Origin of the sequence: Streptomyces sp. NBC_00316, assembly GCF_036158715.1 — a bacterium.
Classification (GTDB): domain Bacteria; phylum Actinomycetota; class Actinomycetes; order Streptomycetales; family Streptomycetaceae; genus Streptomyces.
On sequence record NZ_CP108023.1, the window covers coordinates 3,660,289 to 3,674,845 of the forward strand.

Annotated in this window: 15 protein-coding genes; 6 read left to right on the forward strand and 9 right to left on the reverse strand. The window is 71.3% G+C overall.

Annotation, left to right across the window (positions count from 1 at the left end):
* The first annotated feature begins 106 nt into the window (after positions 1 to 106).
* The gene (locus OG878_RS16140; protein WP_328887460.1) at positions 107 to 1,054 is read left to right on the forward strand and encodes a class I SAM-dependent methyltransferase; all 948 of its coding nucleotides are present in this window, start codon (positions 107 to 109) and stop codon (positions 1,052 to 1,054) included.
* Between the two features lie 81 nt (positions 1,055 to 1,135).
* On the opposite strand, the gene OG878_RS16145 is transcribed toward OG878_RS16140, so the two are convergent.
* Positions 1,136 to 1,780: a TetR/AcrR family transcriptional regulator C-terminal domain-containing protein gene (locus OG878_RS16145; RefSeq protein ID WP_328887461.1), complete on the reverse strand. Its 645-nt coding sequence runs from the start codon at positions 1,778 to 1,780 to the stop codon at positions 1,136 to 1,138.
* Between the two features lie 38 nt (positions 1,781 to 1,818).
* Between OG878_RS16145 and OG878_RS16150 the strand changes: the two genes are divergently transcribed.
* Complete coding sequence (locus tag OG878_RS16150; protein WP_328887462.1) at positions 1,819 to 3,246, forward strand: FAD-dependent monooxygenase; 1,428 nt, start codon at positions 1,819 to 1,821, stop codon at positions 3,244 to 3,246.
* Here the strand turns inward: OG878_RS16150 and leuE are convergent.
* The 3 genes from leuE to OG878_RS16165 form a co-directional block, all read right to left on the reverse strand.
* Entirely contained in the window at positions 3,233 to 3,892 is a 660-nt protein-coding gene (gene leuE, locus OG878_RS16155; RefSeq protein ID WP_328887463.1) for a leucine efflux protein LeuE, read from the reverse strand. The two genes, OG878_RS16150 and leuE, sit on opposite strands and share 14 nt — an antisense overlap.
* 70 nt (positions 3,893 to 3,962) lie before the next feature.
* Entirely contained in the window at positions 3,963 to 4,142 is a 180-nt protein-coding gene (locus tag OG878_RS42275; protein ID WP_443049120.1) for a hypothetical protein, read from the reverse strand.
* A gap of 29 nt (positions 4,143 to 4,171) precedes the next feature.
* The gene (locus tag OG878_RS16165; protein ID WP_328887464.1) at positions 4,172 to 5,752 is read right to left on the reverse strand and encodes an acyl-CoA mutase large subunit family protein; all 1,581 of its coding nucleotides are present in this window, start codon (positions 5,750 to 5,752) and stop codon (positions 4,172 to 4,174) included.
* Between the two features lie 220 nt (positions 5,753 to 5,972).
* On the opposite strand from OG878_RS16165, the gene OG878_RS16170 reads away from it, so the two are divergent.
* Positions 5,973 to 6,884 carry a L,D-transpeptidase family protein gene (locus OG878_RS16170; RefSeq protein ID WP_328887465.1) on the forward strand — a complete coding sequence of 304 codons (912 nt, stop codon included), beginning with the start codon at positions 5,973 to 5,975 and terminating at the stop codon, positions 6,882 to 6,884.
* 198 nt (positions 6,885 to 7,082) lie between these two features.
* On the opposite strand, the gene OG878_RS16175 is transcribed toward OG878_RS16170, so the two are convergent.
* The 5 genes from OG878_RS16175 to OG878_RS16195 all read right to left on the reverse strand — a co-directional run bounded on the left by OG878_RS16175 (position 7,083) and on the right by OG878_RS16195 (position 12,539).
* The gene (locus tag OG878_RS16175) at positions 7,083 to 8,309 is read right to left on the reverse strand and encodes a hypothetical protein (RefSeq protein ID WP_328887466.1); all 1,227 of its coding nucleotides are present in this window, start codon (positions 8,307 to 8,309) and stop codon (positions 7,083 to 7,085) included.
* Positions 8,309 to 9,052 carry an RNA polymerase sigma factor gene (locus tag OG878_RS16180; RefSeq protein WP_328891260.1) on the reverse strand — a complete coding sequence of 248 codons (744 nt, stop codon included), beginning with the start codon at positions 9,050 to 9,052 and terminating at the stop codon, positions 8,309 to 8,311. The genes OG878_RS16175 and OG878_RS16180 overlap by 1 nt, the downstream gene beginning before the upstream one ends.
* 332 nt (positions 9,053 to 9,384) lie before the next feature.
* Positions 9,385 to 9,963, reverse strand: a complete 579-nt coding sequence (locus tag OG878_RS16185; RefSeq protein ID WP_328887467.1) for a hypothetical protein — start codon at positions 9,961 to 9,963, stop codon at positions 9,385 to 9,387.
* Between the two features lie 132 nt (positions 9,964 to 10,095).
* Complete coding sequence (locus OG878_RS16190) at positions 10,096 to 10,764, reverse strand: DUF4328 domain-containing protein (protein ID WP_328887468.1); 669 nt, start codon at positions 10,762 to 10,764, stop codon at positions 10,096 to 10,098.
* A gap of 170 nt (positions 10,765 to 10,934) precedes the next feature.
* Positions 10,935 to 12,539 carry a beta-N-acetylhexosaminidase gene (locus OG878_RS16195; RefSeq protein WP_328887469.1) on the reverse strand — a complete coding sequence of 535 codons (1,605 nt, stop codon included), beginning with the start codon at positions 12,537 to 12,539 and terminating at the stop codon, positions 10,935 to 10,937.
* Positions 12,540 to 12,878: 339 nt separating this feature from the next.
* Between OG878_RS16195 and OG878_RS16200 the strand changes: the two genes are divergently transcribed.
* From OG878_RS16200 to OG878_RS16210, 3 genes are all read left to right on the forward strand, one after another.
* The gene (locus tag OG878_RS16200) at positions 12,879 to 13,391 is read left to right on the forward strand and encodes a 2-oxo-4-hydroxy-4-carboxy-5-ureidoimidazoline decarboxylase (protein ID WP_328887470.1); all 513 of its coding nucleotides are present in this window, start codon (positions 12,879 to 12,881) and stop codon (positions 13,389 to 13,391) included.
* Between the two features lie 274 nt (positions 13,392 to 13,665).
* Entirely contained in the window at positions 13,666 to 14,046 is a 381-nt protein-coding gene (sdhC, locus tag OG878_RS16205; protein ID WP_072486591.1) for a succinate dehydrogenase, cytochrome b556 subunit, read from the forward strand.
* Positions 14,047 to 14,051: 5 nt separating this feature from the next.
* Positions 14,052 to 14,528 (forward strand): succinate dehydrogenase hydrophobic membrane anchor subunit, encoded by a 477-nt coding sequence (locus tag OG878_RS16210; protein ID WP_328887471.1) that lies wholly within the window; start codon positions 14,052 to 14,054, stop codon positions 14,526 to 14,528.
* Positions 14,529 to 14,557: the final 29 nt, after the last annotated feature.

Here is a 14,557-nt window from a genome sequence, read left to right on the forward strand (position 1 = left end):
CCCCGAGACGCAGCCCTTCCCGTATCCGGGAGGACACCGAGACTTCATCTGCCCACCATCGCGACGTGGTGTGCCCCGGGCAGCGCGCAAGCGTACGTTCCCATCCATGCCCTCCCTTCTGCGAAACCGCCTGACGAAACGCGTTCTGCGCCCTGCCGCCTCCCTGGTCGACCGGCGTATCCGCCTACGCGTGGAACGCAGCGCCGAGCAGCTGCGCCGCGAGTTCGACGTGCTGCACCACGAGCTCGACGTGCTGCGCCGGGGTACCGAGGACATGCGGCGCAGCCAGTACGCGCTCGGGCTGCTGCTCGACGGCACGGGCCGGGGTGCCCACCGCATTCCGCCGGCCGGCGAGATGGACGAACTGGTTCGTCAGATAGCCGACTTGAGCGGGAGCGAGGCGCATGCCCGGCGCAGCGCCGTCGTCGCCTACCGCACGGTCGTGGCCCTGGAGGCGCTCGGGGTGGGCAGGCTGGCCGGCTCCACGTCCAATGTGTGCGGAAAGCTGGCCACCGTGCCGCTCCTCTCGCCGCCGAACGGCAGCATTCTCGAAATCGGCACCCTGTACGGGCTGTTCGCCTCCGCGTTGACGCGGATGGTGCACCGGGCGGGCATCGAGCCGGACCTGACGATCGTCGACCCGCTGGCCGGCATCCAGCTCCAGCCGGGCACCGCACAGCCCGCCGACCCGACGGGAACTCCGGTGCGCGAGGACGTGGTGCGGGCCAATCTGGCTCTCTGCGCCGGCGGTTCGGCGCGGGAGGCGCGGATCCGGCAGGGCCTCTCCTCCGACCCCGAAGTGCGGAAGGCGGTCTCCGACCGTGCGTACGGCGTGATCATCGTGGACGGCGACCACTCCCAGGAGGGGGTGGCGGCCGACCTCGACTGGGTCGAGCGGATCGTCGCCCCGGGCGGCATCGTGGTACTCGACGACTACGGTGACGCCTCCTGGCCCGGCGTCCAGGAAGCCCTGGACAAGCATCTGGCGGACGGCTCGTCCCGGCTGCGGATGCTGGGCAGGGTGTCGACGTCCGCGTATCTGCGGGCGGAGTGACCGGACGGCCCGCCCCGGGCGTTCACGAAGGGTGGGAGGAGTTCGCGCCGCCGCGGTGAACGGCCCCCTGCCGCGGGCGGCTCAGCGCACCCCGTACCGCGCCTCGATACCGGCGACGATCAGCCGCAGCCCGTCCTCGAAGCGTTCGTCGTAGTGGGCGAAGATCTCGGCACCGGCTGCGGCGGCCAGGGGGTACTCGGCCATCCGGCCGGCACGCTCGCCGATGTCGAAGCCGTCGCGCCGCTCGTCCGGCATCGGCTGGACGCCCTGCTCCTCGGTGACGAAGCCCATGGTGTACGCGTAGGCGGTGGTACCCGCCCGGACCGCCTGCCACAGCTCGAACCCGGCGTCGACCATGGTCCGCAGATGGGACTCCAGTCCGTCGGCATGGTCGGTGCCGGTGAATTTCGCACCGCCGTACACCTTCGCCCCGTCCCGGTAGCGCAGCAGCGCCGTGCGCAGCGCGCTGTGGTACGCGACCAGCTGGTCCTGCCAGCGGTCCGGGGACGGACCCGGCAGATCCTCGTCGAGCATCCGGCGGTACATCACGGTGGCCATCTCGTCGAGCAGTGCCTGCTTGTCCTTGAAGTGCCAGTAGAGCGCGGGCGCCTTGACGTCCAGCTCCTTGGCGATCGCCCGCAGGGAGAGCCCGTCGAGACCCGTCTCGTTCAGCAGCCGTAGGGCGGCGTCGGCCACCCGCGCCCGGTCGATCTTCGTCGTTCCCACCTTGACAATTTAACAGCGTTAAGCGGACACTGCGAACCATGGAACTTAACAGCGTTAAGGAAACTGAGGTCCTGATCGTCGGCGCGGGCTCCTGCGGCCTCGCACTCGCCTGCGACCTGGCCCGCCGAGGGGTGCGCGCGCTGCTGGTCGAACAGGCACCCGCGCTCTTCCCCGGCTCGCGCGGCAAGGGCATCCAGCCGCGCACCCGCGAGGTCTTCGACGATCTCGGAGTCGGCGGCGCGGTGCGCAGGCACGGCGGCCCGGCACCGGTCGGCATGGTCTGGCAGGAGGGGAGGCGCCAGGGCGAGCACGACATGTTCCGCCGCGCGGCGCCGACGGAGGCGGAGCCGTACGGGGAGCCGTGGATGCTGCCGCAGTGGCGGACCCAGGAGATCCTGCTGGCCCGGCTGCGCGAGCTGGGCGGCGACGTCGCCTTCTCGACCCCGCTGACCGGACTCGACCAGGACGCGGAAGGCGTCACGGCGCACCTGACCACCGGCCCGGTGCGCGCCTCCTACCTGGTCGCGGCGGACGGCGGCCGCAGTACGGTCCGGCGCGCGCTCGCCGTCCCGATGACCGGTGAGACCGTGGACCCGGCGCCGATGCTGGTCGCCGATGTCCGCGTCGCCGAGGACGCTCTCGACCGGCTCAACTGGCATGTCGTGATGGGCGAGGGGGGATTCCTCACCCTGTGCCCGCTGCCCGGCACGGCGGACTTCCAGCTGGTCGCGCAGTTCGAGGAGGGCGAGCCGGACACCTCCGCGGAGGGCATCCGCGCCCTGGTCGCCGCCCGTACCCATCTCGCCGCGGACGACATCACCGAGGTGCGCTGGTCCTCCGACTTCCGGCCCCGTGCCGCGCTGGCAGACCGGTTCCGCGAGGGCCGCGTCTTCCTGGCGGGCGACGCCGCGCACGTGCACTCCCCCGCGGGCGGGCAGGGGCTCAACACCAGCGTCCAGGACGCCTACAACCTCGGCTGGAAGCTCGGCCAGGTGCTGCGGCACGGCGCACCGGCCGCGCTGCTCGACAGTTACGAGGCGGAGCGCCGGCCGGTCGCCGCCGAGATGCTCGGGCTCTCCACCCGCATCCACCGGGGCGAGCAGGAGCGCGGCGCGGCCACTCAGCAGCTGGGGCTCGGCTACCGCGAGGGTCCGCTGTCGGTGGGCCGGGCCGGCGTGCTGCACTCCGGCGACCGCGCCCCGGACGGACCGGCGGCCGGGGGCCGGCGCCTCTTCGACATCTTCCGCGGCCCGCACTTCACTCTGCTGGCCGTCGGCACGGACGCCGAACTGCCGGTGTCCGACAGCGACCTCGTCCGCGTGCACCGCACGGATGCCTACGAGGCGTACGGAACGGGCGTGTTCCTGATCCGCCCCGACGGCTACATCGGCTGGGCGGGCGAGGACACCGCGGGCCTGGCCGCCTGCCTGGCGCCGCTCGGCCTCGCCACGCTCACACGCTGCTGAGCGAGAGTTTCGCCGCGAAGCCGAGGAACAGCACACCCGCCGCCGAGGTCGCACCCGCCGACAGCCGCTTGCGCCGGCGGAAGGCCGCGGACAGCCGGGTGCCGCCGAATATGAGCGTCGACAGGTAGAGGAAGCTGGCGATCTGCAGCAGCGTGCCCAACAGCAGGAAGGACAGCGCCGGATAGGCGTACCCGGGGTCGACGAACTGCACGAAGAACGAGATCAGGAACAGGATCGCCTTCGGATTGAAGAGGCTCACCACGAGCGCCCTCCGGTACGGCCGCTCCACCGTGGCCGCGGGCTCGGCGGTCTCCTCGGTCAGTTCGGCCATCTGCCGGTGGCGCTCGCGCCACAACGAGACCGCAGCCCGCAGCATGCCGATCGCGAGCCAGGTGAGGTAGCCCGCGCCCGCGTACTTGACGATCGCGAAGAGCACCGGCGTGGTCTGCAGCAGGGAGGCGGCGCCGAGCGCGGCCAGGGTCATCAGCACCGTGTCACCGGTCCACACACCGGCCGCCGCCACATACCCGGTCCGCACCCCGCGGCGGGCGGCGACAGAGAGCACGTACAGCGAATTCGGCCCCGGCAGGAGAACAATCAGCACAAGGCCGGCGAGATAGGTCGGAAGATCGATGACACCCAGCATGAAAGCGAGTGTCGCACGGGGGTACGACACTCCGCCCCGAAGGGTTCAGCCGGTGGGACGCGGCCGGGGCTCACGCCACGAGGTCGGCGTACACGATGATGTTGCCGGGCCGGTGCCCGTGCTTCAGCTCACCGCCGCAGGTGATCAGCCGCAGCTCGGGGCCGGGGGTGTCGCCGCGAGCCGTTGCGGCGAGTGCCGCGGTGGCGACGGCGGTACGGAGGGCGATGCGGCGCGAGGTGCGGTAGGACACGGACCGGGCATCATGTCCCTTCCCGCACGTCAGAACGCGTCCGCCGGCACATACGTCCCCCACACCTCCCGGAGCGCATTGCACACCTCGCCGACCGTCGCCCGCGCAGCCAGCGCGTCCTTCATCGGGTACAGGACGTTGTCCGTCCCCTCGGCCGCCTTCTTCAGCCGGCCCAGCGCCTCGTCGACCGCGCTCTGGTCGCGTTCGGCCCGCAGCTTCGCCAGCCGGGCCGCCTGCTGGGCCTCGATCGCCGGGTCGACCCGCAGCGGCTCGTACGGCTCCTCCTCGTCGAGCTGGAAGCGGTTGACGCCGACGACGACGCGCTCCCCGCTGTCCGTCTCCTGGGCGATGCGATAGGCGCTGCGCTCGATCTCGCCCTTCTGGAAGCCTCGCTCGATCGCGTTGACCGCGCCGCCCATGTCCTCGACCTTGAACATCAACTCCAGGGCCGCCGCCTCGACGTCGTCGGTCATCTTCTCGACGACGTACGAACCCGCGAACGGATCGACGGTGGCCGTGACGTCCGTCTCGTACGCCAGGACCTGCTGGGTACGCAGGGCCAGACGGGCGGACTTGTCGGTCGGCAGGGCGATGGCCTCGTCGAACGAGTTGGTGTGCAGCGACTGCGTGCCGCCCAGGACCGCGCCCAGGCCCTGCACGGCGACCCGGACCAGGTTGACCTCGGGCTGCTGGGCGGTGAGCTGGACGCCCGCGGTCTGGGTGTGGAAGCGCAGCATCAGCGACTTCGGGTCCTTCGCGCCGAACTCCTCCCTCATCACCCGGGCCCAGATCCGGCGGGCGGCACGGAACTTGGCGACCTCTTCGAGGATCGTCGTGCGGGCGACGAAGAAGAAGGAGAGGCGGGGGGCGAAGTCGTCGACGTCCATGCCGGCCGCGACGGCGGTACGGACGTACTCGATGCCGTCCGCGAGGGTGAACGCGATCTCCTGCGCGGGCGAGGCACCGGCCTCGGCCATGTGGTAGCCGGAGATCGAGATGGTGTTCCACTTCGGGATCTCGGCCCTGCAGTACTTGAAGATGTCGGCGATCAGCCGCAGCGAGGGCTTGGGCGGGAAGATGTACGTGCCACGGGCGATGTACTCCTTCAGCACGTCGTTCTGGATGGTGCCGGTCAGCCGGTCGGCCGGGACGCCCTGCTCCTCACCGACCAGCTGGTACATGAGGAGCAGCAGCGCGGCGGGTGCGTTGATCGTCATGGAGGTGGAGACCTTGTCGAGCGGGATGCCGCCGAACAGGATCCGCATGTCCTCGACCGAGTCGATCGCCACGCCGACCTTGCCGACCTCGCCGGACGCGATCGGCGCGTCGGAGTCGTGGCCCATCTGGGTGGGCAGGTCGAAGGCGACGGACAGGCCCATCGTGCCGTTGGCGATCAGCTGCTTGTAGCGGGCGTTCGACTCGGAGGCCGTACCGAACCCGGCGTACTGGCGCATCGTCCACGGCCGGCCCGTGTACATCGTCGGGTAGACACCGCGCGTGAACGGGTAGGCGCCCGGCTCCCCCAGTTTGTCCTCGGCGTTCCACCCGTGGAGTGCGTCCGGCCCGTAGACCGGCTCGATGGGCAGTCCCGACTCCGACTCGCGCGTCATCTGCTGTGCCTCCCGCTGGAGCTACTTACTGGTACCCAACGACCCTCGCGACGGACTGTAGCGGCGGGCGTGCAACCGGTGGAGAGGCACGGGCTGGGACCTTGCTCACAAGGTGCGTCCTACGGCCTTCCCCGACGCACTCACCATCATGCGCGGGCTTTCGCAACCGAGCAGAGCGGGAATTCGTCCCAAGAGACAACGAAGGAAGCAGGGGGCCGAGATGATACACAGAACCGGGCACGGTGCAGGAACGATCGGCCGGACCGCAGGACGGCCGGGCGCCGCGGCGTTGTCCGCCGTCGCCGTCCTCGCGCTGGCCGTCACCACCGCGGGCTGCAAGGCGCAGCCCGCCGACGGGTCCCCGGCGGTCTCGTCGTCACCGCCGAAGGCCTCCGCCCCGGCGACCGACGACGCCAAACCCGGAGCCACCGCCTCGCCGTCTCCGGACCCGTCCCCGTCCTCGTCGTCACCGGCCGCGAGCCCGAAGCCTGATCCGCAGGGCAAGACGCTGATGGCGACCGGCTCCCAGGGCAAGCAGGTGCGGGAGCTGCAGGCCCGGCTGCGCCAGATCGGCCACTTCAACCGCACCCCCACCGGTTACTACGGCACCGCCACCGTGGCCGCCGTGCAGTCCTTCCAGGGCAAGCGCGGACTGGACCGTACGGGCAGGACGGACACCCTCACCTGGCAGAAGCTGCTCGCCATGACACGGAAGCCGACGGCCGCCGAGCTGAACCCGCCGGCCACCCGGCCCGCCGCCCGGCTCGACAAGCGCTGCCTGACCGGCCGGGTGCTCTGCATCAGCAAGAACAGCCGGTCCCTGTCGTGGGTGATCAACGGGCAGGTCGTATCGACGATGGACGTACGGTTCGGCTCGCAGTACACGCCGACCCGGGAGGGCACCTTCTCCGTCTACTGGAAGTCGCGGCACCATGTGTCGACGATCTACCACACGGCCATGCCGTACGCGATGTTCTTCAGCGGCGGTCAGGCGGTGCACTACTCGTCGGACTTCGCGGCCCGCGGCTACAGCGGTGCCTCGCACGGCTGTGTGAACGTCCGGGACGAGGGGAAGATCGCCGCGCTCTTCGACCAGGTCCGCACCGGCGACAAGGTCGTCATCTACTGGTGAGACCGTGGGGCCGCACATCCGGATGAGGGGCGCGGGCGGGACCGGGGGAACGTGTCCCGCCCGCGCCGGGTGCGCTGAGCCGAAGGTACGGGGGGAACCCCGGCTCTGTGCGCTGCCGATGACCAGTCGGCTCACTCTGTACTGCGCCGACGGCCCGGAAAATGTCACACCCCGTGGCAGCGGACCGGCCGGCGAGGCTCAGCGGGTGACCGCAGTGGTCCCGGGGGCGGACCGGAACCCGTGGGCCGACGGCGCGTAAACGGCGGGCTTGGACCAGAGCGACGGGACCGTGGGCGAGGGCTCGTCGCCCGTGCCCCCGCCGGATCCGCCGTCCTCGCTCTGCGGCTCGTCGCCACTGCCTTGCTGCGCATCGCCGCTCGGGCCGTCCACCGTCTGCAGGACACGCCTGCAGAACCGGTCGAGGCCGCCGGCGCCCTTGGCCAGCACTTCGAGGCGGCGCCTACGGTCGGCGTCGAGGCGGCCGGCGCGGTAGTCGCGGCAGGCCCTGACGGTCCGTTTGCCCCAGATGCCGTACGTGCCGTCCTGCTCGCTGCCGGCTGTGCTGCCGGTCCCGTACGGGACACCGCGGCCTTCCCCGGCGGTGTCCCGGTCGCTGTCGGCGTCACTGCTGTTCCGGCCGTCCCGGCCGAGCCCGCCCTTGCCGCGCGCGCTGTCGGCCTTGCGGGTTCCGTCACCGGTGGCGGCGGACGGGCCGGCCGAGTCCCGGGAGGGATGCGGGACCGGGGACCCGGACGGCGCGGCGGATGTCCCGTCGGAGTCGAGCCGCTCCTCGGGGGAGGCGGGCGCCGAAACGGATGAGCCGGGCAGCGGGTTGGCGTGCCCGCCGAACGGGCCGAGGAGCATGCCCGTGCCGGCGGCGACCGCCACCCCGCCGAGCGCACAGCCCGCGAGGGAAGCCACCAGACCGAAGCGGACGGGCCTGCTCCAGCGCGGCGTACGCGTGCGGCCGCCGGAGGCCGCGGACGACGAGGCCGTGGTGGAGGGGGCGGGGCCGATGCGTATCGGTCCGAGCGCCTGCGACAACTCCGGATGCCCCGACGGCCCCGACTGCCCCTGCGGCTCCGGCAGTTGCAGGTGTTCTGCCCGATCGGACGGGCCCGGGTTTTCCCGCTGCTCGGGCCCGCTGCTCTGCGCGACGTGGCCCGTCGGACGCCCCGGTGTCGGCAGCGCGGCCCGTTCCCCTGCCCGGCCGGCGCGCGGCACTCCCCGGAAGGCGGCCAGCGCGGCGGCCTCGCCCGGCAGTTCGCCGGTGGCCGGGCGGGCGCTGCGGGCGACGGCACCCAGCGCGGCCGCGAGACGTTCGGCTTCGGTGCGTGCCTGGCCGTCGACGGGGTCGACCGGTTCGCCGCGGAGCAATCTCTCCGCCGCGTCCTCGTCAAGCCACTCGTGCTGTTCCTCGGCCATCACATGTTCCTCTGCGTCCAAGGACGCGAATGCGTCACACCGGCGGACGCCGCCAGACCGGTGCGGAAAGCGCGCTGTGCGGGTACGGCGCCGAGCTCCGCCGCCAGACCTGCCGCGCCCCCGTGCGGGTGGGTTCCGACCGGCCCGCTCTTACCGCCCTCGCTGCTGTCACCGCCCTCACCACTGCCGCCGCTGTCCGCGTGAAGCAGCTCCGCGAGCCGCTTCAGTCCACGGTGCGCGGCGGTACGAACCGCGCCCGGCCGCTTGCCGAGTGTCTGCGCCGCGCTCTTGGCGTCCAGACCGACCACCACACGCAGCACGACGGCCTCGGCCTGGTCCTGCGGCAGTTGGGCGATGAGAGACATCGTACGTCCGGTGGCCAGTGCCTCCATCGCCTCGTCTGCGGTATCGGACTCGGCCGGCTTCTCGGACAGTTCCGTCTCGTCGCCGCCGATCGCGGGACGCCTGCCGCGCATCCGCAGATGGTCCAGCGCCCGGTTGCGCGCGATGCGCGCCGCCCACCCGCGGAACCGGTCGGCGTCGCCGCTGAACCGGTCGAGGTCGCGCGCTATCTGCAGCCATGACTCGGATGCCACGTCCTCGGCGTCCGGCTCCCCCACCAGCGTCCGTATGTAGCCCAGCAGCCGCGGCTGCACAGCGCGGTACACAGTACGGAAGGCGTCTTCGTCCCCGTCCTGAGCCGCGAGCACCGCGGCGGTCAGCTCCGCGTCGTCCCCCAGCACTCCCTCAACCTGCCCTGCTGTCCTGAATCGCAGCTGGTCACCACTGCCGCGCCACCCTGCGCGACTCAGCACGCTACGTCCTTCGCGGGGGTCACGTCCATGACTTGTACAACCCGCAACCTTTCACAGACCTGGTGCGGTGTGACAGAAAACGCATGCGCGGCGCTGAGATGAGTACGGGGTCGTCCTGCGGCCCCGCGGAAGACGACCGGGGCCTCTCCTGTGGGGGGTGGCGGCCCCGGTCGTCCTCGTTTTCTCCCCCGACTCCTCACTTCCCGGGCTCCCCCGGGCGTTGCTCGCCCAGGGTTCACCGATCGCCCGGAGGGATCCGACTACGCGGGCCCGCGGCCACGCGCGCGCCGCGACGCCGCGGCGCGGAGCACCCGCTGCCCCTCGGTCGAGGCGTCCAGCACCTGGCGCAATCCGGCCCCTGCACCGGACGCCCCCGCGGTCTCCGCCAGCATGTCCAGGATCCGGATCTGACGGCGCACCTCCCCGGTCACCAGCGGCCCGGCGTCCGGCGCCTCGTCCTCGCGGCAGCGCCGCAGCAGCTCGTCCTCGGCAGCGGGCCTCGCGTCGTGCCCGAGGTGGACCCTCAGGGCCAGGAACGAGCAGGCCTCCGCCCACGCCCGCAGCCCCGGATCCGTCCGGTCCGCGGGTGCTTCGCCGAGCAGCTTCCGTATCGCGGGTACGGTCCCGTCCGCCCCGGGCGGCAGGACGTCGAGCGCCGTACGTGCCTCGGTCAGCCGGTCCGCCCACTCTTCGCTCTTCGCGCAGCCCGCCCAGAGCGGACGCAGCGGGTCCGGGTCGGCGCCCTCCGCAGGCTGGGGCAGGCATCGGTCGAGGCAGGCGGTCCCGCTCGCGACCAGCGCCCGCTCGTCCGCGGCGGCGATCAGTTCCAGCAGGCTCATCGGCAACTCCCCGTAGGCCTGTCCCCGTACGGGCTCGCACGGGGACGCGGCGCTTCCCGCGGCCGCATACCGCTATCAGCGCCGAATGGCTCAAAATCGTCACTGCGGCAGTCCGGAAAGCGCCTCACGGTGTCAGGCGAGACCGGCGGCGGCCGGTCCTGTGTGCGCCATGACGTCCTGCATCTGCGTCACCCCGCGGACCACGGAGACGACGAACCACGCGGCCACCATGTCGAAGACGCCGTAGGCGATCATGAAGACCATGGCCTCCGTGAATCCGGGCGTCCCCATGAGGTCCGAGGACGGGTCCGCCGCGGCAGCGCTCAGCACATTGCCCACCAGCCAGGACGCCCACCAGACGTTGATGGCCCACAGCCCGGGCCGGGGTGCCTCCCCGCCCGGTCCGGCCGGAGTCGACGCCCGCCAGACGTCGAGGACGATGCGCCGCGGGTACCAGAAGTTCACAGGGGGGATGAACCAGCCCCAGAAGATCCACGGACGGCTGTGGTGGTGCCCGTGCGGCCGGAAGACCTCCGCGTTCGCCCGGACCCGCCGGAGCCAGACCACGAAGGTGATCCCGGCGGGCAGAGCGGTCATCACCTGAAACCACGTCAGCGCGGAGTAGTACGTGTCGAAGTGTCCGTCGACGTCGTGCCCGGCCGCGTGGCCGGAGACACCCAGACCGTGGACGGCCAGCAGCAGAACGCCGAGGTCGGTCAAGGCGCACAGCGCGATCAGGAAGACCACGGCGTACGAGAGTCCGACCGGCGAGCGCAGCCGGTCCTGCGGCAAGGACCTCATGAGTGGTGCGGATGGTGTGGATGACATGCGGGACCCCCCGGGCTCGGCGTGTGTCCTTCTGGGCACACGGGATGCGGAGCCTAGTGCTGTGACCGGAGTCCCGCCGTCCGCCGAAGGCCGCCGCGCGGCAGGCGGGACCCCGGACGTGCCCGGCCGGGGTCCCCGCCCGCTCAGCCCGCCGTGTCGAGCTTCGTGGCCAGCGAACGGAACTGACTCCAGCTCAGCGCCGGCTTCGCCGGGTCCCACAGCTTCTGGGCCGTGGCCGTCAGCGGCATCCGGATCCCTGCCGCCACCTGGTCCTGGGTCTGGGCCTGCGGGAGGTCGCCCCAGACCGCGAACCGGCCGCCCAGGATCTGGCCCGAGTAGCGGGCCGGCACAGGTTTCGTGCCGCGCAGGACGAGCGGGGTCCACTGTTCGTAGATCCGCTGTCCCGTCGGGTACACGAAGGCGTTGGGCTGGCCGAGTACGTAATAGAGGAACTCGTCGTTGAGGTTCACCAGTCGGCGGCCCTCGCCCAGATACTCCTCCGGCGGCCGGGCGCCGTACTCCTTGCCCGTCCAGTACTCGACCTCGATGTTCTTGTCCGCCCGGACGATTCCGTCACGGAAGAAGCCGTCGTTCCACGCCTTCGGCTGCAGCCCGTGCGGGCGCACCACCGCCGCCCGGTCGTTGAGCCACCCCGTGGCGAGGTCCTTGATGCCGGCCGCCGAGCCGTACTTCAGCTGGGCGGCGCGCTGGAGCTGCGGGTACGAGGCGGCCGGGTTCTGCACCGTCAGCGCGCGGTACTCGTCGCCGCCGAGATGCCAGTACCTGCCTCCGAAGAGCTCCATGAACTCGCCGATCAGCTGGTCGACGAGTTTCGCGGCACCCGGGTTGGAGATGTCGATCGACCCGGTCGAGACCACGCCCGCCGTGTTGCGGAGCTGAAGGTCCGGGTGGGGACGCAGGACGGCGCCGAGATGGCCCGGGGAGTCGATCTCGGGGACCACATCGATGTGCAGCCGGCCCGCGAGGGCGAGGATCTGGCGGACCTCGGCCTTGGTGAGGTGTTCGGGCGACACCACCTCGGGGTGGGTGTCGGACTGGATCCGGAATGCCTGGTCGTCGGAGAAGTGCAGGCCCAGCTGGTTGAGCTTGAGGTCGGCCATCTCGCGCAGCCGGTCCTCGATCCAGCCGACGCTGTAGTACTTGCGCGCGATGTCCAGGTTGAGTCCGCGCTGAGGCCGTCCGGGGCTGTCGCGCACTTCTCCCTCGGGCATGCTGCCGTCGGCGCGCAGCGACTGTTTCAGGGTGCGTGTTCCGTAGAAGACGCCCGCCTGGTCGGGGCCGGTGATGGTGACCCGGCCGCCCTGGGTCTTCAGGGTGTACGACTCGGGGGCGCCGGAGGCGCCGAGAGCCAGCTCGACGTCGCCCGCGCGGGCGGGGACGGCGCCGCGGTAACGGATCTTCAGCTCATCGGCCAGCAGCTGCGCCTCGTCCGCGAGGCCCCCGCTGCTGCGGCCGATCACGACGGTGCTGGTCCGGCCCGGCTGCCAGCCGGGGCCCCGGGCGGGAATGTGCTCGCGCACGGCGGGGATGGTGCGTGGCGCGGAGGAGAGCGGATAGCTGCGGGTCGGCGACGGGGCGACCGACGCGGGCGAGGGGGCGCTGGCCGCGGCCGTCCTCCCCGGTCGTCCGCTGTCGGATTCTTCCGGCCAGACGACGACGGTGATCGTCACCGCGGCCGCGACGGCGAGGGCCGCACCGGCTGCGAGGGCACCGCGTGAGGGCGACATCGGTCAGAAACCTCCGATATGAGCGGGCAACAGGGCAGAAGTAGGGAGATTGCCGGGCATTCTCCTCGAAAGATCGTCCATCAGCCGTTCCGAAACCCTCCCTTCCGGGTGATGTTCGCGCCTCCGTCGGACGCTCGTTGCCCTGCGTCGATAGCGTGGGGGCACATTCGTCTCTCCCTTCACTCTGTATCTCCCTGGTCTCATCCGTCCCACCCACCCCAGGGTCACAGACGCCGCTGATGCGAGGAGCCCACGCTGTCCAGGCCCAGCGAGTCCCACGCCGGCCTCCCCGAACCGCCCAGGCGATCGCCACAGGCGCCCTCCGCCGGACGGGCCGCCGTGCCCGTGCAGAGCCGCGGTACGACCCACGTCGGTGCCCGTTCCCGTGGCCTCGACCGGTTCAACTCCCTGCCGGTCACCGCCGCCGAGGCCGCCCTGCTCGCCTGCTGCGGCAGCCTCCGCTGGGCGAAGCGACTGGCCGCCCACCGCCCGTACCCCGATCTGGACGCCCTCCTGGCCGCCGCCGACGAGGCAGGCTACGACCTGGCCCCGGCAGATCTCGCCGAGGCCCTCGCCGCCGAGCACTCCCCCGGACTGCACCACGCCGCGCCCCCGTCCGCGCATCTCGCGCTCAGTGCCGCGCATGCCGCGTACGAATGCCGCTTCGGCCATGTCTTCGTGATCTGCCTGGACGCCTTCGCGCGCTCCGAGCACCCGGACCAGGTGCTGGCCGGCATCCGGGCCAGGCTGGGCCACGAGCCGGACGAGGAGCGGGTCGTCACGGCGGACGAGATGCGCAGACTCGCCCGGGGCCGCATCATCGATCTGGTGACGGACGGCGACCGGGCGTAGGAGCTCTTCTGGGATTCCTGCGCCGGAAGCGACCGGAACGGACCGGGTCAGACCGGGTCGGACCGGGCCGGACCCACGTAAGGACGGGCCCGGAAAGCATCGTTCTAGCCCGTCCGTGCCTGTTTGATTGCCACTTTGATCACACCAGAGGCCCCGGCGCGAACGAACCGACAAACCGTCGCTACGATGGCCGGGGCCGGTGGACCGTACCCGGCCGGGTCAGACCGACAGTCAAGCCGGCCGACCCCAATCCCCGCTCCCGGAGGGTTCTTCCGTGCCGGCTGGAACGCTGTACCGCGGCCGGGAAGGCATGTGGTCCTGGGTGGCTCATCGAGTCACCGGTGTCCTCATTTTCTTCTTCCTGTTCGTACACGTCCTGGACACCGCTCTCGTCCGCGTCTCCCCCGAGGCCTACGACGACGTCGTGGCCACGTACAAGACGCCGATCGTCGCGCTCCTCGAATACGGCCTGGTGGCCGCCATTCTCTTCCACGCGCTGAACGGTCTCCGCATCGTCGCCGTGGACTTCTGGGCCAAGGGCCCGCGCTACCAGAAGCAGATGCTCTGGTCCGTCGTGGGTATCTGGGTCGTGCTGATGGTCGGGGCCCTGTACCCCGTCCTCGGCCACGCCGTACGCGAAGTCTTCGGGAGCTGAGGCCAATGTCCACCGAGTCCTCCGCCGCGATCGGCTCCGTCGAAGGCGTCAGCCTCTACGACGTCGACCACCCGGCCCCGGTCATCGAGGCCCCGCGCAAGCGGACGGGCAAGAGCCCGAAGGCCTCGCGCACCAACTTCGAGATGTACGCCTGGCTCTTCATGCGCCTGTCGGGCATCGTTCTCGTCGTCCTGGTCCTGGGCCACCTGCTGATCCAGCTCGTGCTGGACGGCGGCGTCTCCAAGATCGGCTTCGCCTTCGTGGCGGGCCGCTGGGCCTCGCCGTTCTGGCAGGTCTGGGACCTGGCGATGCTGTGGCTGGCCATGCTCCACGGCGCCAACGGCCTCCGTACGGTCATCAACGACTACGCCGAACGGGACAACACCCGCTTCTGGCTGAAGATGCTGCTGTACACCGCCACGGTGTTCACCGTCCTGCTGGGCACGCTGGTGATCTTCACCTTCGACCCGAACATCCGCTAGGCGCCGGGCCAGAGGGACCAGAGGAAATC

Bases quoted from the DNA above. Each gene is read 5' to 3' on its own strand.
- OG878_RS16140 (WP_328887460.1), top strand. From the start codon at position 107: ATGCCCTCCCTTCTGCGAAACCGCCTGACGAAACGCGTTCTGCGCCCT.
- OG878_RS16150 (WP_328887462.1), top strand. From the start codon at position 1,819: ATGGAACTTAACAGCGTTAAGGAAACTGAGGTCCTGATCGTCGGCGCG.
- leuE (WP_328887463.1), bottom strand. From the start codon at position 3,892: ATGCTGGGTGTCATCGATCTTCCGACCTATCTCGCCGGCCTTGTGCTG.
- OG878_RS16165 (WP_328887464.1), bottom strand. From the start codon at position 5,752: ATGACGCGCGAGTCGGAGTCGGGACTGCCCATCGAGCCGGTCTACGGG.
- OG878_RS16170 (WP_328887465.1), top strand. From the start codon at position 5,973: ATGATACACAGAACCGGGCACGGTGCAGGAACGATCGGCCGGACCGCA.
- OG878_RS16175 (WP_328887466.1), bottom strand. From the start codon at position 8,309: ATGGCCGAGGAACAGCACGAGTGGCTTGACGAGGACGCGGCGGAGAGA.
- OG878_RS16185 (WP_328887467.1), bottom strand. From the start codon at position 9,963: ATGAGCCTGCTGGAACTGATCGCCGCCGCGGACGAGCGGGCGCTGGTC.
- OG878_RS16190 (WP_328887468.1), bottom strand. From the start codon at position 10,764: ATGAGGTCCTTGCCGCAGGACCGGCTGCGCTCGCCGGTCGGACTCTCG.
- OG878_RS16195 (WP_328887469.1), bottom strand. From the start codon at position 12,539: ATGTCGCCCTCACGCGGTGCCCTCGCAGCCGGTGCGGCCCTCGCCGTC.
- OG878_RS16210 (WP_328887471.1), top strand. From the start codon at position 14,052: ATGTCCACCGAGTCCTCCGCCGCGATCGGCTCCGTCGAAGGCGTCAGC.